13 protein-coding genes and 1 pseudogene are annotated in these 19,108 nt (G+C 69.0%); 10 read left to right on the top strand and 4 right to left on the bottom strand.

Annotation, left to right across the window (positions count from 1 at the left end):
- The 6 genes from ACJ8AT_RS13560 to ACJ8AT_RS13535 form a co-directional block, all read left to right on the top strand.
- On the top strand, nt 1-821 hold an 821-nt coding region (locus ACJ8AT_RS13560; RefSeq protein WP_407738122.1), incomplete at its 5' end, for an OmpA family protein.
- A gap of 18 nt (nt 822-839) precedes the next feature.
- Nucleotides 840-7,589: an adventurous gliding motility protein AgmC gene (gene agmC, locus ACJ8AT_RS13555; protein WP_407738121.1), complete on the top strand. Its 6,750-nt coding sequence runs from the start codon at nt 840-842 to the stop codon at nt 7,587-7,589.
- A 66-nt stretch (nt 7,590-7,655) separates the two neighbouring features.
- Nucleotides 7,656-8,270 carry an RraA family protein gene (locus tag ACJ8AT_RS13550; RefSeq protein WP_407738120.1) on the top strand — a complete coding sequence of 205 codons (615 nt, stop codon included), beginning with the start codon at nt 7,656-7,658 and terminating at the stop codon, nt 8,268-8,270.
- Nucleotides 8,271-8,420: 150 nt separating this feature from the next.
- On the top strand, nt 8,421-9,005 hold the full coding sequence (locus tag ACJ8AT_RS13545) for a hypothetical protein (RefSeq protein ID WP_407738119.1): 585 nt from the start codon (nt 8,421-8,423) through the stop codon (nt 9,003-9,005).
- A gap of 14 nt (nt 9,006-9,019) precedes the next feature.
- On the top strand, nt 9,020-9,466 hold the full coding sequence (locus ACJ8AT_RS13540; protein ID WP_407738118.1) for a hypothetical protein: 447 nt from the start codon (nt 9,020-9,022) through the stop codon (nt 9,464-9,466).
- A gap of 11 nt (nt 9,467-9,477) precedes the next feature.
- Nucleotides 9,478-11,895, top strand: coding sequence for an ATP-binding protein (locus tag ACJ8AT_RS13535; RefSeq protein WP_407738117.1), 2,418 nt, complete (start codon nt 9,478-9,480; stop codon nt 11,893-11,895).
- On the opposite strand, the gene ACJ8AT_RS13530 is transcribed toward ACJ8AT_RS13535, so the two are convergent.
- The gene (locus tag ACJ8AT_RS13530) at nt 11,888-12,979 is read right to left on the bottom strand and encodes a hypothetical protein (protein ID WP_407738116.1); all 1,092 of its coding nucleotides are present in this window, start codon (nt 12,977-12,979) and stop codon (nt 11,888-11,890) included. The genes ACJ8AT_RS13535 and ACJ8AT_RS13530 overlap by 8 nt on opposite strands.
- Between ACJ8AT_RS13530 and ACJ8AT_RS13525 the strand changes: the two genes are divergently transcribed.
- Together ACJ8AT_RS13525 and ACJ8AT_RS13520 are read left to right on the top strand one after the other, a co-directional pair.
- Nucleotides 12,888-13,214, top strand: a complete 327-nt coding sequence (locus tag ACJ8AT_RS13525; RefSeq protein ID WP_407738128.1) for a twin-arginine translocation signal domain-containing protein — start codon at nt 12,888-12,890, stop codon at nt 13,212-13,214. The genes ACJ8AT_RS13530 and ACJ8AT_RS13525 overlap by 92 nt on opposite strands.
- Nucleotides 13,215-14,557: 1,343 nt before the next feature.
- Nucleotides 14,558-15,475 (top strand): RluA family pseudouridine synthase, encoded by a 918-nt coding sequence (locus tag ACJ8AT_RS13520; RefSeq protein WP_407738115.1) that lies wholly within the window; start codon nt 14,558-14,560, stop codon nt 15,473-15,475.
- Here the strand turns inward: ACJ8AT_RS13520 and ACJ8AT_RS13515 are convergent, their stop codons facing one another.
- The 3 genes and pseudogenes from ACJ8AT_RS13515 to ACJ8AT_RS13505 form a co-directional block, all read right to left on the bottom strand.
- A complete protein-coding gene (locus tag ACJ8AT_RS13515; protein ID WP_407738127.1) occupies nt 15,476-15,604 on the bottom strand; it encodes an ATP-binding protein in 129 nt (42 codons plus the stop codon). It lies immediately after the preceding gene.
- Between the two features lie 181 nt (nt 15,605-15,785).
- Nucleotides 15,786-16,532: pseudogene (locus ACJ8AT_RS13510) on the bottom strand (histidine kinase dimerization/phospho-acceptor domain-containing protein); the annotation flags it as partial.
- A 102-nt stretch (nt 16,533-16,634) separates the two neighbouring features.
- A complete protein-coding gene (locus tag ACJ8AT_RS13505; protein WP_407738114.1) occupies nt 16,635-16,937 on the bottom strand; it encodes a YiaA/YiaB family inner membrane protein in 303 nt (100 codons plus the stop codon).
- Nucleotides 16,938-17,039: 102 nt separating this feature from the next.
- On the opposite strand from ACJ8AT_RS13505, the gene ACJ8AT_RS13500 reads away from it, so the two are divergent.
- Nucleotides 17,040-17,921 carry a LysR family transcriptional regulator gene (locus tag ACJ8AT_RS13500; RefSeq protein WP_407738113.1) on the top strand — a complete coding sequence of 294 codons (882 nt, stop codon included), beginning with the start codon at nt 17,040-17,042 and terminating at the stop codon, nt 17,919-17,921.
- 163 nt (nt 17,922-18,084) lie between these two features.
- Nucleotides 18,085-19,101 carry an endolytic transglycosylase MltG gene (gene mltG / locus ACJ8AT_RS13495; RefSeq protein ID WP_407738112.1) on the top strand — a complete coding sequence of 339 codons (1,017 nt, stop codon included), beginning with the start codon at nt 18,085-18,087 and terminating at the stop codon, nt 19,099-19,101.
- The last annotated feature ends 7 nt before the right edge of the window (nt 19,102-19,108 follow it).

Here is a 19,108-nt window from a genome sequence, read left to right as displayed (position 1 = left end):
GCTGCCCGGTGAAGGACTCGGATGGCGACGGGGTCTTTGATCCGGACGACAAGTGCCCGACGGTACCGGGCGTGGCGCAGTTCCAGGGCTGCCCGGACACGGACAAGGATGGCATCGAGGACTCTGCGGACAAGTGCCCGGCGGTGCCCGGCGTGGCGCAGTTCCAGGGCTGCCCGGACACGGACAAGGACGGCATCGAGGACTCGGCGGACAAGTGCCCGGCGGTGCCCGGCGTGGCGCAGTTCCAGGGCTGCCCGGACACGGACAAGGATGGCATCGAGGACGCGGTGGACGCCTGCCCGGCCGAGCCCGGCATCGCCGAGCTGAAGGGCTGCCCGGCGAAGGACACGGACGGCGACACGGTGCCGGATCACCGCGACAACTGCCCGACGGAGCCGGGCCCGGTGGACAACCAGGGTTGCCCGGTGAAGGAGAAGCAGATCGTCGAGATCCAGAAGGATCGGCTCGAGATCAAGGACAAGGTCTACTTCGATACCGCCAAGGCGACGATCCAGAAGCGCAGCTTCAAGCTGCTGGATCAGGTGGCGAAGGTCATCCTCGAGCACCCCGAGCTGGCGAAGGTCTGGATCGAGGGCCACACGGACGAGCGTGGCAACAACACGTACAACCACGATCTGTCCCAGCGCCGCGCGGAGGCGGTGCGCGAGTACCTGATCAAGAAGGGGGTGGCGCCGCAGCGCCTGGAGGCGAAGGGCATGGGCCGCAGCATGCCGGTCGCGCCGAACACCACCGAGCAAGGCCGGGCGGCCAACCGCCGGGTCGAATTCCTCACCACTCCTCGCGAGGGCGCCCAGCAGTAGGCGCGGGGGACGAGACACATGAAGAACGCATCTTCGAGAAAGCTCATCCGCGCCGCGCAGCTGGCGGTGTTCATGTGCGCGCTGCCCGCCCTGGCCGGGGAGGACATCTACGGCCTGGGCGATGGGCACAACGGCTCACAGACCTTGGGCACGGGCATCATCAACCTCTACGCCAAGGTGAGCGCTCCCGCGGCACCGGGGGACACCACCATCACGGTGTCCTCCAACCCAGGCATCGTGATTGGGGACCTGATCATGGTGCTCCAGACCACGGGCATCGTCCCCGAGCCGGCTTCTGGCACGCCCGGCCCGATCGATCTCAGCAACGATCCGGTGGGGCGCTGGGAGCTGGCGCGGGTGTCCGGGGTGTCCGGAGCGACGCCGACGGTGCTGACCATGACGCAGCCGCTGCTCTACTCCTATGCGGCCAACGTGACCCAGGTCATCCGGGTGCCGGAGTACGTCAATGTCACGATCGGCGGGACGTCAAGCGTCGGCGCCCGCCCGTGGAACGGAAGCATCGGCGGAGTCTTGGCCTTCCTGGCCACGGGCACGGTGACCGTCAACGCCACCATCAGCGTGACGAGCCTCGGTTTCCGTGGCGGCCAGCCCGTGCTGGATAACAGTACGACCACCACTTGCTCGGGGCTGGATCAGCCCGCGCCAACGGGAGCCCAGAAGGGAGAGGGCATCGCCGTGACGCGTTATGGGACCTCGCAGACGGGGCGCGGCCGGGTGGCCAGTGGCGGTGGCGGTGGCGTGTGCGTGAAGTCGGGTGGTGGCGGAGGTGGCAACGGTGGAGCCGGAGGGGATGGAGGCAACGACGGCAATCGGGTTGTGGGAGGGCAGGGCGGTACGGCGCTGATCGCCCCATCGCTGACGCGTCTGCTCCTGGGCGGTGGCGGTGGTCCAGGTCATATCCGGAATTCGCCGACGGCGGCGGGCGGCACAGGTGGAGGCATCGTCTTCATCCGCGCCAATAATCTCACCGGGACGGGCAGCATCCTGGCTGATGGTTTTTACTCCGCGGATATCTCCTCGGATGATGGTGGGGGCGGTGGCGGTGCAGGAGGCACCATCCACATTCGCCTCCAAGGGACTGCGCAGTGCTCACCGAGCAAGATCCATGCGAAGGGAGAGCACGGAGGTAGCATCGCGTCAGCGCTCACGGGGCCCGGAGGTGGAGGTGGCGGGGGGCGGATTCTGTTGCAGGCCTGTGGAGGCGCTCCCCTCTGTCCGCTGACCGCATCGGCCGTCGCTGGCGGACCCCAGGGGATTCAGCAGAGCACTGCAGATCCGTACGGCGCGCAGATGGGCGGCAACGGCGACTTCACGCTCATCCCGGAGTGCTACTACCCGCTGACCGCGCCGGTGGTGGTGACGCCTCCGAACAACTCCAGCACGAACAACTCCACGCCCACCTATAGCGGCACGCTCGCCACGCCCTTCTCGGCGGGCACCCAGGTGGCCATCTACGTGGATGGCGTCGAGATCGGGCGCGTGACGCCGGATGCCGCCGGTAACTGGAGCTTCACACAGCCTACGGCCCTGGCGGACGGGACCCACTCTGTCTATGCCATTGCGATCAATAGCCCGCTCCAGAGCGGCCCGAGCAACACCAACACCTTCAAGGTGGACACGGTGCCTCCGGCCGCCCCGGTGGTGCTTGCGCCGGCCAATGGCTCGACCACCAGCAACAACAAGCCGACCTATAGCGGCACGGCCGAGGCCGGCAGCACCGTCACCGTGTACGTGGACGGAGTCGTGGTGGGCACTACCACGGCCAATGCGTCGGGCGCTTGGAGCTTCACTCCGGCCACGGCGCTGGCCGATGGCACGCACTCGGTGAGGGCGACGGCGACGGACGCAGCCGGTAATACGGGGCCGTTCTCCAACACCAACAGCTTCACGGTGGACACCACGCCTCCGGTGGCCCCGGTGGTGCTTGTGCCAGCCAATGGCTCGGTGACCGGCAACAACAAGCCGACCTATAGCGGTACCGCGGAGGCGGGGACCACCGTCACGGTGATCGTGGATGGAGTCGTGCTGGGGACCACGACGGCGAGCGCTTCCGGCACCTGGAGCTTCCCGCAGACGACGGCACTGGCCGATGGCACGCACACGGTGAAGGCCCGCGCCACGGATGCGGTAGGCAATACCAGCGCTGACTCGAACACCAACAGCTTCACGGTGGATACCACGCCTCCGGCGGCCCCGGTGGTGGTGACGCCAGCCAACGGATCAACCATCAGCAACAACAAGCCGGCCTACAGCGGCACGGCGGAGCCCGGGAGCACCGTCACCGTCATCGTCGATGGCACGACGGTGGGTACCGCCACGGCGGATGCCGCGGGGGCCTGGAACTTCACGCAGCCCACGGCGCTGGCCGATGGCACGCACTCGGTGAAGGCCCGCGCCACGGACTCGGCGGGCAATACCAGCGTCGATTCCAACACCAACAGCTTCACGGTGGACACCACGCCTCCGGCCGCTCCGGTGGTGGTGGCTCCGGCCAACGGCTCGGTCACCAGCAACAACAAGCCGGCTTACAGCGGCACAGCGGAGCCCGGCAGCACCGTCACCGTCATCATTGATGGCACGACGGTGGGTACCACCACGGCCAACGCCTCGGGAGCGTGGAGCTTCACGCAGCCCACGGCGCTGGCCGATGGCACGCACTCGGTGAAGGCCCGCGCCACGGACTCAGCGGGCAATACCAGTGTCGATTCCAACACCAACAGCTTCACGGTGGACACCACGCCTCCGGCTGCTCCAGTGGTGGTGGCTCCGGCCAACGGCTCGGTCACCAGCAACAACAAGCCGGCTTACAGCGGCACGGCAGAGCCCGGCAGCACCGTCACCGTCATCGTGGATGGAACCGTGGTGGGTACCACCACGGCCAACGCCTCGGGAGCGTGGAGCTTCACGCAGACCACGGCGCTGGCGGATGGCACGCACACAGTGAAGGCTCGCGCCACAGATGCGCTGGGCAACACGGGTCCGGACTCCAACACCAACAGCTTCGCGGTAGACACCACGGCGCCAGCGGCTCCGGTGGTGGTGGCTCCAGCCAATGGTTCGACTACCAGCAACAACAAGCCGACCTACAGCGGTACGGCGGAGCCCGGCAGCACTGTCACCGTCATCGTGGATGGAACCGTGGTGGGCACCACCACGGCCAACGCTGCGGGAGCCTGGAGCTTCACGCAGACGACGGCGCTGGCCGATGGCACGCACACGGTGAAGGCCCATGCCACGGACGCGGTGGGCAACACGGGGCCGGACTCGAACACCAACAGCTTTACGGTGGACACCACGGCTCCGGCCGCTCCGGTGGTGATTGCGCCGGCCAACGGCTCGACCACCAGCAACAACAAGCCGGCCTACAGCGGTACGGCGGAGCCTGGGAGCACCGTCACCGTCATCGTGGATGGAACCGTGGTGGGCACCACCACGGCCAATGCTTTGGGCGCTTGGAGCTCCGCGCAGCCCACGGCGCTGGCCGATGGCACGCACACGGTGAAAGTCCGCGCCACGGATGCGCTGGGCAACACGGGTCCGGACTCCAACACCAACAGCTTCACGGTGGACACCACGCCTCCGGCCGCTCCGGTGGTGGTGGCTCCAGCCAACGGCTCGGTCTCCAGCAACAACAAGCCGACTTACAGCGGCACGGCGGAGCCCGGCAGCACCGTCACCGTCATCGTGGACGGAACCGTGGTGGGCACCACCACGGCGGACGCTGCGGGGGCGTGGAGCTTCACTTCGATCGCGGCGCTGGCGGATGGCACGCACACGGTGAAGGCGCACGCCACAGATGCCGTGGGCAACACGGGTCCGGACTCGAATACCAACAGCTTCACGGTGGACACCACGGCTCCGGCCGCTCCGGTGGTGGTGGCTCCAGCCAATGGTTCGACCACCAGTAACAACAAGCCGGCTTACAGTGGCACGGCGGAGGCCGGTAGCACCGTCACCGTCATCGTGGATGGCGCGACGGTGGGCACCACCACGGCCAATGCCTCGGGAGCGTGGAGCTTCCCGCAGACCTCGGCGCTGGCGGATGGCACGCACACAGTGAAGGCTCGCGCCACGGATGCGCTGGGCAACACGGGTCCGGACTCGAATACCAACAGCTTCACGGTGGACACCACGGCTCCGGCCGCTCCGGTGGTGGTGGCCCCAGCCAATGGTTCGATCACCAGCAACAACAAGCCGACCTACAGCGGTACGGCGGAGCCCGGCAGCACTGTCACCATCATCGTGGATGGCGCGACGGTGGGCCCCACCACGGCGAACGCCTCGGGGACTTGGAGCTTCACTTCGGCCACGGCGCTGGGTGATGGGGTACACACAGTGAAGGCCCGTGCCACGGATGCTGTGGGCAATACGGGTCCGGACTCGAACACCAACAGCTTTACGGTGGACACCACGGCTCCGGCCGCTCCGGTGGTGGTGGCTCCAGCCAATGGCTCGACCACCAGCAACAACAAGCCGGCCTACAGCGGTACGGCGGAGGCTGGCAGCACCGTCACCGTTATCGTGGACGGGGCGGCGGTGGGCACCACCACGGCCAATGCCTCTGGCGCCTGGAACTTCACGCCCATTGCTTCGCTGGCCGACGGCGTGCACACGGTGAAGGCGACGGCGGCAGATGCCGCGGGCAACACCAGCCCCGACTCCAACACCAACAGCTTCACGGTGGACACCACGGCTCCGGCGGCTCCGACGGTGGCTACCCCCGCCAATGGCTCGACGACCAACGACAACACGCCGACCTATAGCGGGACCGCCGAGGCGGGTAGCACCGTCACGGTGATCGTGGACGGAGCGGTGGTAGGCCCCACCACGGCCAGCGCCTCGGGCACTTGGAGCTTCACGCCCACGGCCGGTCTACTGAATGGGCCTCACACGGTGAAGGCGACCGCGACGGACGCCGCGGGCAACACCAGCCCCGGCTCCAACACCAACAGCTTCACGGTGGACACCATTGTCCCTGCGGCACCGGTGGTGATCACTCCGCCCAACGGCTCGGTGACCAGCAACAACCGGCCGACCTACAGCGGCACGGCCGAGGCCGGCAGCACCGTCACCGTGTACGTGGACGGAACCGCCGTGGGGCCCACGACGGCGGATGCCTCGGGGAATTGGAGCCTCACGCCGGCCACAGCGCTGGCCGATGGGGTGCACACGGTGAAGGCCACGGCGACGGATGAGGTGGGCAATACCAGCCCCGACTCCAGCGCCAACAGCTTCACGGTGGACACCACGGCTCCGGCGGCTCCGGTGGTGACGGCTCCAGCCAACGGCTCGGTCTCCAGCAACAACAAGCCGGCCTACAGCGGTACGGCCGAGGCCGGCAGCACCGTCACTGTCATCGTGGATGGCACGGCGGTGGGGATCACCACCGCCAATGCTTCGGGCGCTTGGAGCCTCGCGCAGACCACGGCGCTGGCCGATGGCGTGCACACGGTGAAGGCGACAGCGACGGATACGGTGGGCAACACGGGTCCGGCCTCGAACACCAACAGCTTCACGGTGGACACCACGGCTCCGGCGGCTCCGGTGGTGGTGGCGCCGGCCGATGGCTCGACGCTCAACCGCAACCGGCCGACCTACAGCGGCACGGCCGAGGCCGGTAGCACCGTCACGGTGATCGTGGATGGCGCGGCGGTGGGCACCGTCAAGGCGGACGCCGCGGGAGCCTGGAGCCTCGTGTCCCCGGCGGCCCTGTCGAACGGGCTCCACACGGTGAAGGCCACGGCGACGGATGCGGTGGGCAACACCAGCCCCGAGTCCAACACCAACACCTTCACGGTGGACGCCACGATTCCCCCGCCCCCCGTGGTGGTCACGCCGGAGAACAACTCGGTGACCCACGACACCACGCCGACTATCTCCGGAACCTCCGAGCTCAACTCCACGGTGACGATCTCCCTGGGCACCCAGGAGCTTGGCACCGTGCAGACCGACGCGAGCGGGCACTGGAGCTTCACCCCCACCACGCCGCTGGCGGAGGGCAGCTACGACGTCAGCGCCGTGGCCACCAACCCCGTGGGCAACACCGGCGAGCGCTCCAACGTCAATCACTTCACCATCGACACCACGCCGCCCGGCGCCCCGGTGGTGACTCGCCCCGTGAATGACTCGGTGACCCAGGACACCACGCCGACCCTCTCCGGCACGGCCGAGCCGAACAGCACGGTGACGGTGTCCCTCAACGGGAGCGCCGTGGGCACCACCACCGCGGATACCACGGGCAACTGGAGCCTCACGCCCACCACACCGCTGGCGGACGGCACCTATACCGTCACTGCCACCGCCACGGATGTCGCGGGCAACACCAGCCTCGCGTCCAGCCCCGTTCGCTTCTTCGTCGACACCACGCCGCCGGAGACGACCATCGTCTCCGCGCCCTCGGGCCAGACCGAGAACCCTGACGCCTCGTTCGACTTCTCCTCCAACGAGTCCAATGTGACGTACGAGTGCAGCCTCGACGGCGCGGCCTTCGCCGCGTGCTCGGATCCGGTGACCTTCTCAGGCGTCGCCGAGGGCGATCACACCCTCCAGGTGCGGGCCCGGGATGCCGTGGGCAATGTGGACCCAACCCCCGCCTCCGCGACCTGGACGTACCAGCCGCCGCCGCCGGACTGGGCGCTGCTCGGCACGGGAGTGGGCTGCGCCTCCGCGGGTGGGGATCCGTCCTCGCTGGCGATGATGGGTCTGGCGGTCCTCTCGGCGCTGGTGGCCCGGAAGCGCCGGGAGTAGTCAGCTCGCGCAGCCGCGGCGGGGGCCCTCCCGCCGCGTGCTCCGAGCCACGGTGGAGGGAACGTCATGGACACTCAGGCCTTCGCGAAGATCAGCCCCTGCAACTACGCCGACGTCATGACGCGTGATCGCGTGATGGCCCCGGCCATTCGTCCGCTCTGGGAGCCGATCCCGCGCATCGCAGGCCCCGCGTATCCCGTCGCGTGCCCGGCCGGCGACAACCTGATGCTCCACATCGCCCTGCATCGAGCACCGCCGGGCTCGGTCATCGTGTGCGCGGCAGGGGACGCGAACTGGGCCATGGCCGGTGGCAACGTGTGCGCCTACGCGCAGCAGCGCGGCATCGCCGGCTTCGTGGTCGACGGGTGCATCCGGGATCTCGCCGAGACGCGCAAGCTCCAGTTCCCCGTCTTCGCTCGCGGCATCATCCCCATTCCCGGAGTGCGCAAGACCGCGGGGCTGATCAACGTCCCTGTCGTGTGCGGAGGCGTCACCGTGGCCCCCGGCGACATCGTCATCGCCGACGAGGAGGGCATCGTGGTGGTGCCGGTCGCGCAGGCGGAGAAGGTCCTCGCCGACGCCGAGGCGCGGGCCGCGAAGGACGCCAAGACTTCGCTCGAGGAGTGGGTGCGCAACCATAAGGCCCGCATCGACGAGGCGACACGGGCGCTCGGGATCTAGGCGAGTTGGGAGTGCTCGAGCCCCCGTCTCCCACCAGGCGCACATGGGCTTGCTGCCGTGGCGGGCAGGCAATGCCTCGCTCGTCCAGGTGCCGTCCCTGAAGCCGTGGTCCGTGGATGCACACCTCTAGTCCTGATGGGGAGGTGCAGCATGTCCACGACTCTGCAGCAGGGATACCTCGCGAACAGGCGGCTGTACGGGGGAAGGGCGCTCAAGTCACTCGTCGTGGCGTGGGTGCTCGGTGTGCTCGCACTGGGCGGATCCGCGGCGGCGCTGCCGGGAGTCGGCGAGCCGGTCCCTTCCATCGCGGCGAAGGATCTGCTCGGGCAGCCGCACGAGAGCCGGGAGTGGCAGGGCCAGCGCACGCTGCTCGTGGTGATCACGGATCAGAACGGCGGGGACGAGATGCGCCGGTGGTTCGACGCCGCGAACACCCAGCTCCCGAAGGAGGTCCACCGCGCCTCCATCATCTCGCTGGGCCTGCCTTTCTACGTGAGCACCGGCATGGTGCGCAGCCGGGTGAAGGAGCAGGTGCCTCAGGCGTTCTGGCGCGACACCTGGGCCGACAAGGATGCGAAGATGGCCAAGGTGCTGGGGCTGGCCACCAGCCGGCAGCCCTATGTCCTCGCCGTGGATGAGCACGGCCGGGTGCTGGCAAGCGTGCATGGCACCGTGGACTCGCCTGAAGCCCAGGTGATCTGGAACGCACTCGCCGGACAGCAGCCCCCGAGGTGAGGTAGAGACACGGTATGGCCGACAAGCGGCGCTTCGAGCTCTTCGCCCAGTTCCTCATCGAGCGCTTCAACGCCCCTCGCATCTTCGACATCGCCGGCGGCCAGGGCCGGCTCAACGAGGCCCTGACGAGCCGCGGCCGTGTCGTCACCACCTTCGATCTGCGCCACAAACACCTACCTGTGCGCTTCGCCGAGCGGGCCTTCACCCTGGAGGAGCCCTGCGAGGCGGAGCTGATCGTCGGCATGCACCCGGACGGGGCCACGCGCGTCATCATCGAGTACGCGGCCCGGCACCGGCTGCCTTTCGCGGTGGTTCCGTGCTGCTCGGACAACAGCATGCCGTACAATCCATGGATGCGGTTCCTGGCGGAGCTGGCGCGTGAGCGCGGCTTCTCCTCCGTGCAGGAACATGCTCTGCCCATGGAAGGCCGTGCGCGGGTCATCCTGGGCGAGTTCTCTTGAGGAGCGGTTCGGTGCAAGTCCTACTCGTGAAGGTGTCACCGCCTCTGCGCGACGAGCTGGAGCGCTGTTTTCAAGTCGAGGGGGGCCAGGGGCTTCACCTCCGCAGCGCCGAGCGTCTGGACGAGCTGCCTCACTCCCTGCCTCCAGGCATGGTGGTGCTGGGAGATCCGGGCGGCTCGCAGGAGGAGCTGATCGAGCTCTGTCACCAGCTCCACGCGCGCCGCACGCCCTCGCGAACCTGGCTCACGGTGTTGACGCGCCGCAGCGGCTCCGAGCTTGGGGTGCTGGCCCAGGCCGGTGCGGACGAGTGCCTGGAGCCCCCCGGAAGCAACTGGGGCGTGCGGCTGATGGCGCTGCGCCGGCGGCTGCAGCTGGAAGGCATGCAGACGCCGGAGCTGTCCCGGCTGGAGCAGCCCCGGCTCAGCGCCCAGGAGGCGCTGTATGTGCTGCTGTCCAGCACCTCGGCGGACATCGGCCATGACTTCTTCCAACTGCTGGTGTCTCAGCTCGCCTCGGCGTTCCGTGTCTCGGTCGCGATGGTGGGAGAGCTGGCAATAAAGGAGGAGCAGCTGCGCACGCTCGCGCTCTGGGCGGACGGGGGCATCCAGGAGAGCGTGGTGTGGCCGCTGCGAGGCACCCCCCTTCAGCAGGTGGCCGCCCAGGGCAGCATCCACTGCTCCGAGGGCGTGCGGGCCCGGTTCCCCGAGGACAGGATCCTCCAGCGCCTGAAGGCCGAGGGCTACCTGGGCGTGGCGCTGAAGGACTCCCAGCAGAGGCCCATCGGGGTGCTGGCCGTCGCGCACCACGAGCCGTTGCAGGCCGGGCTCATCGACTACGCGCTCCTGGGGGCGCTGGCGGCGCGGGCCGGCGCGGAGCTGGCGCGCATCCGCGTGCAGTCCGAGCTGGAGCGCACGCGGGACTTTCTGCGCAACACCCTCAACGCGCTGCCGGAGCCCGTCTTCGTCAAGGATCGCGCGCACCGGTTCGTCACCATGAACAGCGCGTTCTGCCGCGCCCTCGGCAAGAACGAGGAGGAGCTGCTCGGCACGTCCGACTTCGACATCGCCCCCGCGCACGAGGCGGCCGTCTTCTGGAAGAACGACGAGGATGTCTTCGTCTCGGGGCAGCCCCGCGAGAACGAGGAGAGCCTCACGGACAGCGGCGGCAGCTCCCGCATCCTGCTCACGAAGAAGGCGCCCTTCACGGGCACCGGCGGCGAGCCCTTCCTCGTTGGCGTCATCCGCGATGTGACGGAGTCCCGGCGGCTGGAGATGCAGCTGCGGTTGGCGGACCGCATGGCCTCCGTGGGAATGCTGGCGGCCGGCGTGGCGCACGAGATCAACAATCCGCTGGCCTATATCTCCTCCAACCTGACCTTCGTCGCCGAGCAGCTCGCGCAGGATGAGCTGACGCCCACGCAGCGCACCGAGCTGCGGGACGCTGTCCGGGAGTCCCTGGAGGGCACGGGGCGCGTCAAGGTGATCGTCCAGGACCTGAAGTCCTTCTCGCGCGCGGATGATGAGACGCAGGGCGAGGTGGATGTCCACCGCGTCATCCAGGGAGCGCTCCGGCTGGTGCGCAACGAGTTCCATCACCGCGCCCAGCTCTCACGCTCGCTCGATCCTGTTCCGGTGGTCCGGGGCAACGAGGCGCGGCTGGGTCAGGTGATCGTCAACCTGCTGGTGAACGCGCTGCAGGCCTTTCCGGCCGATCGCTCGGCCGAGCAGAACGCCATCACCATCTCGACGCGCAGCCGGGGCGAGTGGGTCCACATCGAGGTGGAGGACAACGGGCAGGGCATGGCGCCCGAGGTCCAGCGCCGCATCTTCGAGCCCTTCTTCACCACCAAGCCGGTGGGCGTGGGCACCGGGCTGGGGCTGTCCATCTGCAACAACCTCATCCAGATCATGGGCGGCTTCATCGAGGTTCACAGCAAGCAGGGGTGGGGCAGCACCTTCCGGTTGGTGCTCCCGGTGTTCGCTCGCCAGAGCGTGGCCCCCGCGGCGCCGGAGCCGCAGAAGAAGGCCGGCGCGAAGGGGCCTCGGCGGCGGGTGCTGCTCATCGACGACGAGGCTCCGGTGGGCACGGCGGTGCGCCGGTTGCTGCGCGAGCACCACGAGGTGGAGGTGGTCCAGGACGCGCGAGTGGCGCTCCAGCGCATTGCCAGCGGCGAGCGCTACGACGCCATCGTCTGCGACGTGATGATGCCGGAGATGAACGGGGTGCAGTTCTTCCAGGAGCTGGAGCGCAGCGTGCCGGAGCTGGCGCGGCGCACGGGGCTCATGACCGGAGGCGTGTTCAACACCCAGGCGAGCCAGTTCATCGAAGCCCGGGCGATCGAGCTGCTGATGAAGCCCTTCGAGCGCGAGAGCCTGCGCAAGTTCGTGGATCGGCTCTGTGGCGCCAGCCCGGAGCGAGCGCTCAGTTGATGTTGTACCAGTGCGCGAAGAGGTAGAGGAACAGGCCCTGGAGCAGGGCGCCCGCGCAGACGCACGGCATCAACAGCGAGGGGCGGCGGGAGAGCCAGACTCCCAGGGGAAGGAACGCGGGCCAGCATGACGCGCTGTAGCGCCCCAGCCCGGCCAGCCCCACCGTCCAGATCGTCAGCATCAGCCCGGCGGCGAAGGCGGCCAGCACGCGCCAGCGGGGCTCGCGCACGAGCAACACCGCGCCAGCGCCGGGCACCAGGGAGAAGAGGACGTAGAGGGAGACCTCGAGGGGCAGCGCCTTGCCGCGGAGGAGATCTCCCAGCCCGAACCATGCCAGCTCGCCCCAGCCCTCCTTGCGGTGCGTCCACCAGGCGAACGGCTCTCCCCGGCTGAGGCCCAGGTAGAGCATGTAGAGCGAGGCGCAGCCCAGGGGCAGCAGGAGCCCGAGGAAGGCCGGGTGCAGGAGGAAGCGCCGGGGATGGAGGCCGCGCTCGCGGAGCTGCGCGGCGAGCAGGGACAGGCCAGCGACGAGGGTGAGGTGCCGGGCGAGGACCCCGAGCCCGAGGACGCCGCCCGCGGCGACGTGCCGCCCGCGCAGGGCCAGGAGCACGGCCAGGGCGCTGGTGAGCACCATGAGGGACTCGGGGTAGCCGGCGGCCTGGAAGAAGGCGAACGGGAAGGCGGCGAAGAGGGCCAGGCCGGCGCGGGCCGCTTCTTCACCCTCGGCCTCCAGGAAGAGGCGGTACACGGCGAGGAGCGCGCCCAGCCCAGCGAGGTTGGCCAGCAGCACGAGGGCGACGGGCACGGACAGCCCGGTGAGCAGCGACAGTCCTTTTCCGAGAAGGGGGAAGAGCGGGAAGAAGTTGGTCCAGAAGGGCTCGCGGTAACCCTCGAGCGCGATGTGCGTGTAGTACAGGCAATCCCAGCGGCAGAGGCCTCCGAGCGAAGGCACCTCGAGGAGCTTGGGGCCGTCGAAGTGGAGCCGCGGATCCATGCGCAGCGACCAGCTCGTGAAGGCGAGGATGGCGGCGCGGGTGAAGAGGAACACCGCCGCGGGGAACGCGGCCCAGCGCAGGCGGTTCATGGGTGCTCTCGCCGCAGCAGGATGCAGTCTTCTCCCTGCGGCTCCAGCACCTTCACCCAGCCGCCCTCGTGCTGGAGCGCATCCGGGAGCACGCTGCCCGGGCCGGTGCGGTTCCACAGCACGTAGTCGGGCGAGTACCGCGCCAGGGCCTCGCGCCAGCCCGGCAGCCCGTACACGAACTTGTCGTAGTCGTCGTGGATCGGCTGAGGGAAGGGATCATTCCGGCTGTCGATGAAGACCTTGTACTCGGGGCCGGCGAAGTAGGAGAGGGCGCCGCCCATGATGAAGCGGTTGAGCACCTTGCCCGGCGGCAGCGACTTGAGCGTGTCGAAGCACGCCAGCGGGAAGCGCCCGGGGTAGATGCGCTCGCGGACCGAGGCGGGGTGGAGCGCCGCGGAGAGCGCGATGACAGCGAGCACCCCGAAGGGCCACACGGCTCCTCCCGCTCGCCGGAGCCAGGACGCGCTCCAGCCCTCCATGCGCTTCCAGGCAGCGCGGACAGCGTCGGGGAGCGTGGAGGGGGCGAGGCGGTGGTGATGCTCGGCGATGAAGACGGCGAGCAGCAGGGCGGCGAACGGCGCATGACGCTGGGCCGTGAGAGAGGCCACCGTCAGCCCGAGCGTGGGCAGCAGGATGGCCCAGGAGCGAGGGCGGGCTCCGCCGCACACGAAGACCGCGAGGAGGGCGAGGGCCAGGTAATACCGTGCCCAGCGCAACGTCAGATCGAGCGGCTGCCACTCCTCCAGCGTCTGGGTCGAGGCCAGGGCCGAGTGCAGGATGGGATAGAGGTAGATGCTCGGCCCGCTGGGAGAGAGCGCCGAGGCCAGGTACGCGAGCACGGCGGCTCCCAGCGCGAGAGCACACCGGCGCCGGTGCGCGGCGTCTCCGCCATCGATCAGCGCGCCGACCGCGGTAGCCCCTAGCAGGGCAGGGCCGAGGAGCCAGCTCGCGTGCAGGTTGGCCCAGAGCGCACAGAGCGGGACGAGCAACCAGGGAGCGCGATCGTTGCCTCGCCGCCACGCCTGGGTCAGCAGCACCGTGAGGGCGAAGAGCACATGGCCCAGGTGGTAGGGCCGCTCCTGATACCAGGTGAAGGCCTGCGCCACGAGCGCGAGGGCGAACACCACCAGCTCCACGAGCCCGGGCTCGGGAGAGGCGGAGCGGATGGCTCTCCAGGCCAGCAGGATGAAGCTGGCAATGAGGACGGCGATGAGCAGCTCGGGGCCGGCGGCGCCGAAGACGCGCAGGCAGAGCTCGGCGAGGATTCCGAAGCCCCACTCGTGGGGAACCCACCCCGCGGTGCCGGTGACGCTGAACGGATCCTGCTGGGAGAAGCCGTGCGTGAGAATCCACCGCGCCCCAGCCAGGTGGAAGAAGAGATCGTAGTTCTTGAGCGGCGACAGGGCGATGGGCACCGTTACCAGGAGCGCCAGCACCGCCGCCGGGCCGGGGAGGAGTCTTCTCACGAGTCGGCAGTGTAACCGCAGTTTCAGCGAGGGCCGCTTGCATCTCCGCTCCCGCGCCTGTTGAGTCCGCTCCGGCGAGCCCGGGCAAGGCCGAGCCGCCGAGAGGGCCTTCATGGCACCCCAGAAGATCACCGTCCCCCGAGAGGCCGCCGGAGAGCGGCTCGACAAGCACCTGTCGAAGCATGTGCCGGGCCTCTCCCTGGAGCGGGCTCGCAAGCTGATCGAGCACGGGCAGGTGCGCATCCGCGGGAAGAAGTGCCAGCCCACACGCAAGCTCTGGGGCGGGGAGGAGATCGAGCTCGACCGTCCACCTCCGCGTGCGCCTCCGAGGCGAGCCGTGGAGGGGCCGGGCCTCCCCGTGCTCTACGACGACGAGGCGATGATCATCATCAACAAGCCTCCCGGCATCGTGGTGGAGCCGGGTGGCTCCGAGCCCTCGGTGGTGGAGTTGCTCGTGGCGCGGAGTCCGCCCTTCGACGTCGAGGGCCTCGCCCAGCCGGGGGTAGTGCACCGGCTCGATCGGGAGACGAGCGGGTGTCTGATCCTGGCCCGCACCGACGAGGCCATGGCGGCGCTCGACCGCGCGTTCCAGGAGAAGCGCGTGGACAAGCGCTACTGGACGCTCGTGCTGGGCGAAGCCCCCGAGCAGGGCAGGTTGGAGGGGCCCTACGGCCGGGATCCGAAGGATCCTCGGAAGTTCACCACGCGCGTGCAGTCGGCTCGCCGGGCCGCGCTCTCCTTCGAGGTGCGGGAGCGGCTCCACGGCGCGACACTGCTGGAGGTGAAGCTCGAGACGGGGCGCACCCACCAGATCCGCGTCCAGCTCTCCGAGGCGGGGCTCCCCGTCATCGGTGATGCCATCTACGGCCCCGCGGAGGTGCGCTCACACCCAGCCGCGCAAGCCCTGGGACGGCAGGCGCTGCACGCGCTCCGGCTCTCGCTGCCACGCCCCTCGACGGGTCAGCTCCTCCAGGTGGAGGCCCCGCTACCCGAGGACTTCCAGCGGGCCCTGGCTCTGCTGCGAGCCTAGTCACGCGGTGGCGGGCTTGGACGGCAGCGCGAAGGTGAACTCCGTCCCCTGGCCCAGCTGGCTCCGCACCTCGAGCGTTCCCCCGTGCGCATCGACGATGGCCTTGGCGATCGACAGGCCCAGCCCCACTCCGTTGCGGTTGGCGGGCTCCACCTGGAAGTAGCCACACGAGCGTCTCCGGATCCTCCCAGTCCACGCTCAGCCGCAGGGACTTCTGGGCCGCCTGGAGCGTATGGCTGTCATAGGCCTCCTGCAGCAGCTCCCGCGCCATGTGGTGGCCCTGATGCAACACCAGCGTCCCCGCCTGGAAGCGCGCCAGATCCAGCAGATCATGGATCAGGTGGTTCATCTGCCGGGCCGCGCGCTCGATGATGCCCAGCCGGTTCTCGAACTTCTCGGCTCCCTGGGCGGGCTCGGCCCTGCGCATGAGCGACGCGGCCGTCGTCAGGGACGCCAGCGGGTTGCGCAAATCATGCGCCACGATGGCCAGCAGCTCCTCGCGGGAGCGGGCGAGCGCCCTCGCCTCGGCGTACAGGCGCGCCCGGTCCAGCGCCTGCCCGCAGTGCCGGGCCAGCGCCATCATGAAGGCGCGATCATGCTGATCGAAGGCGCGCCACTCGGTGAACGAGAGCGCCAGGCAGCCTCGCAGCCCCGTGCTGGTGGAGAACGGGAGCGTCGCGCGCGAGCCGCTCACCGTCTTGACGGCGACGGTGGGGAAGAGGGCGTCCGCTTCCACGCTCTCCAGATAGATCGGCTCGTTGCGGGCAATGGCGACGCAGATGGGCGTGTGGGCCGTCGCGGGCTGCCGGCGGAAACCCTGGAGGCTGGACTCGGAGTAGCCCCGCGTGCTGACCAGATCCACGTGCTGGCCCTCCTCGCTCCGCAGGGCCACTCCGCCCGCCGTGGTATGCATGGCGTCGAGGCTCTGCTGGAGGATGACGCCCGTGACGTCCTCGGGCGTCACCGCGAGGGTCCCCTCTTCCGCCTGGGCGCTCCCCACCCGAGCAACAATCCGCTGGGAGTACGTGCGGTGAGCGCGGGTACAGTGCCTGCCCATGACTGTCGAGCACGGCCTCCAAGCGGGTCCCCGCTCGCCGAGGCTGATGACTTCCTTCGGCCCTTCCTGGCGCCCACGGGAGCGTGAGCGCGGCACGAGGCTCTACAGCTTGGGAGCGAGCGGATCGACCTCGGCGAGCAGCTTGGTCATCCGCGCCTCGTCGATGCGGGAGACGATCCGCTGCTGCTCGTGCACGTCGCGCACCGTCTTGGCCAGGCTGAAGGTGGAGCCCACGGTGAAGAGCACGCCCATGCCCAGGAACGCCTTCATCCAGCCATCCACGGGCAGGTACCAGATGCCCATGGCCGTCACGCCCACGGCGAGGACCCAGGAGGCCCAGGTCTGGACGACCCAGGCGTTGCTGTGAGCGGTCGGGATGGCGGTAGGAGTGGGAGAGCGGTTCATGGGGTTTCTCCGAAGTTCGGTTGCGTTGACGAGGAGAACCATGCGCCTTTTCTTCGACAACTGCATGGAACTAATCCATCGCTCTTCGATAACCTGGGGTGAATGATTCAGCTCCAGCGGCTCGAAGGCTTCTACTGGGTGGCTCGATGCGAGGGGTACGCGCGGGCGGCTCGCTCCTTCCCGTACCCCATCACCCAGCCCGGCGTTCACCAGCAGGTGAAGCGGCTGGAGGCCGAGGTGGGCGTGCCCCTCTTCGAGCGGGTGGGCAAGGATCGGGTCATCCTCACGCCCCAGGGCCGCGCGCTCTACGAGTACGTCGCGCCCTTCCTGGAGGGACTGCCCGCGGTGGCGCGCTCGCTGCGCCCGGGCGAGGTGGGTGGCCGGCTGCGCATCCATGCCTCCGGACACATGCTGCGCTACCTGCTGCCCCCGTGGCTGCGAAGGTTGCAGAGCCAGCGGTCCGATATCGAGGTGGAGCTCTTCGAGGCCAAGGTCCCCGCGGTGGCGCTCGTGCGCTCGGGAGAGGCGGATCTGCTGGTGGACCACCTTCCGGAGGTCCCCTCGGATCTGGAGGCTCGACAGGTGGGCCAGACGCGGCCGTTCCTCGTCTTTCCCTCCAACCACGCGCTCGCGCGCAAGGGCGCGGTGAGCCCTCGGCAGCTCGGAGACGAGCCCTTCATCACCTATAGCTCGGACCTTCAGCTCCGCGAGCTTCAGCTCTCGGCGCTCGCGTACCACGGGGTGAAGCCCCGGCGGCTCCACGCGGCGGATTCCTCCGAGACCATCCTCGGCTTCGTCGCGGCGGGGCTGGGCTACTCGTTGCTGGCGTCGCTGCAGCCGAAGGGGCCTCGGGTGCCCGGAGTCGTCGCGCAGCCGCTCACCCAGCCGGCCCGCGAGTTCCCCATCTATGCCGCCTGGCGCAAGAGCGCCCACGCCGATCCGCTGCTGGCGGTGTTGCTCTCGCTGGCGCCTCAGCCCGCCTGAGCCTCTGGGTTCCGCTCGTGTCCACGGGTGTGCAGCGGCCAGGGAGACGGCGGGTCTCGTGCCTGCCCCGGAGGGCAGCCGCGAGTCCGTTCCGTTGCCAGGAAGGCAAACCTGAAGTGCGACGTTTCCTTCTCGGCGCCCAAGCTTTGCTACCCTGGCGCGTATGAAGAAGCTCCTCATCGTGTTCCTCGTGCTCGTGGTCCTGCTCGGCGCCGCTGTGGGCGGAGCGTTCCTGTGGGCGGAGAAAGGCACGACGACGCCCAAGGTTGCCGGTGAGGCTCCGGAGGTCGTCTTCGTCGTGAAGAAGGGCATGTCCGCGCGCTCCCTGGGCCATGAGCTCCAGACCCAGGGGCTCATCGAGGACGCGCGCTTCTGGCGCTATCACCTCTGGCGCCGGGGCGGGCTGAACGCCAAGGCCGGCCGCTTCAAGCTCCGCGCTTCGATGAACATCCAGGAGATTGCCACCGCCCTCGAGGGCTCCCCGCTCCCCGAGGATGTGCCCTTCGTCATGATCGAAGGGTGGCGGCTGCGAGACACCGACGCCGCGCTCGTCACCAAGGGGCTCATCAAGCCGGGGGAGTATGTCGAAGCGGCGAGCCACCCCGAGCACTTCAAGGCCGCGTTCCCGCTCCCTTCGCGCTCCCTCGAGGGCTACCTCTATCCGGAGACCTACGGCGTCGTGCCCGATGGGTTCAACGTGGACGCCTTCATCCAGCGGCAGCTCGACACGTTCGCCGCGCGCTTCTTCGAGGCGCACAAGGACGAGATCGAGAAGAGCGGCCGCAGCCTGAACGACATCGTCATCATGGCCTCCATGCTCGAGCGTGAAGAGCCCGAGCCCCAGCAGCGGGCCCTCGTCGCTGGCATCCTCTGGAAGCGGATCGACAAGGGCTTCCCGCTCGGGGTCGACTCCACCAGCCGCTACGAGCTGGCGGACTGGAACGAGCGCAAGGAGTTCCTCAAGCGGCTGCGCGACAACTCGGACCCGTGGAACACCCGCACCCGCGCGGGGCTGCCTCCGGGGCCGATCGGCGCTCCGACGGTGGACTCCCTCACCGCCGCGCTCCATCCCCAGGCCAGCGACTACCTGTACTACCTGCACGACGCCGAGAGGAAGATCCACCCCTCGCGCAACGCCCAGGAGCACGAGGCCCTGCGCGCCAAGTACAACGTCTACTGAGGACGCG

The sequence above is a fragment of the Hyalangium sp. genome, assembly GCF_045802625.1.
Taxonomy (GTDB): domain Bacteria; phylum Myxococcota; class Myxococcia; order Myxococcales; family Myxococcaceae; genus Hyalangium.
The sequence above is the reverse complement of the archived record's forward strand: the minus strand, read 5'-3'. Positions and strand labels throughout refer to the sequence as shown.

Excerpts from the sequence above, each read along its gene's own strand:
- ACJ8AT_RS13520 (WP_407738115.1), top strand. The coding sequence starts at position 14,558 with ATGGCACCCCAGAAGATCACCGTCCCCCGAGAGGCCGCCGGAGAGCGG.
- ACJ8AT_RS13545 (WP_407738119.1), top strand. The coding sequence starts at position 8,421 with ATGTCCACGACTCTGCAGCAGGGATACCTCGCGAACAGGCGGCTGTAC.
- ACJ8AT_RS13550 (WP_407738120.1), top strand. The coding sequence starts at position 7,656 with ATGGACACTCAGGCCTTCGCGAAGATCAGCCCCTGCAACTACGCCGAC.
- ACJ8AT_RS13500 (WP_407738113.1), top strand. The coding sequence starts at position 17,040 with ATGATTCAGCTCCAGCGGCTCGAAGGCTTCTACTGGGTGGCTCGATGC.
- ACJ8AT_RS13505 (WP_407738114.1), bottom strand. The coding sequence starts at position 16,937 with ATGAACCGCTCTCCCACTCCTACCGCCATCCCGACCGCTCACAGCAAC.
- ACJ8AT_RS13525 (WP_407738128.1), top strand. The coding sequence starts at position 12,888 with ATGCGCAGCGACCAGCTCGTGAAGGCGAGGATGGCGGCGCGGGTGAAG.
- ACJ8AT_RS13540 (WP_407738118.1), top strand. The coding sequence starts at position 9,020 with ATGGCCGACAAGCGGCGCTTCGAGCTCTTCGCCCAGTTCCTCATCGAG.
- ACJ8AT_RS13530 (WP_407738116.1), bottom strand. The coding sequence starts at position 12,979 with ATGAACCGCCTGCGCTGGGCCGCGTTCCCCGCGGCGGTGTTCCTCTTC.
- mltG (WP_407738112.1), top strand. The coding sequence starts at position 18,085 with ATGAAGAAGCTCCTCATCGTGTTCCTCGTGCTCGTGGTCCTGCTCGGC.
- agmC (WP_407738121.1), top strand. The coding sequence starts at position 840 with ATGAAGAACGCATCTTCGAGAAAGCTCATCCGCGCCGCGCAGCTGGCG.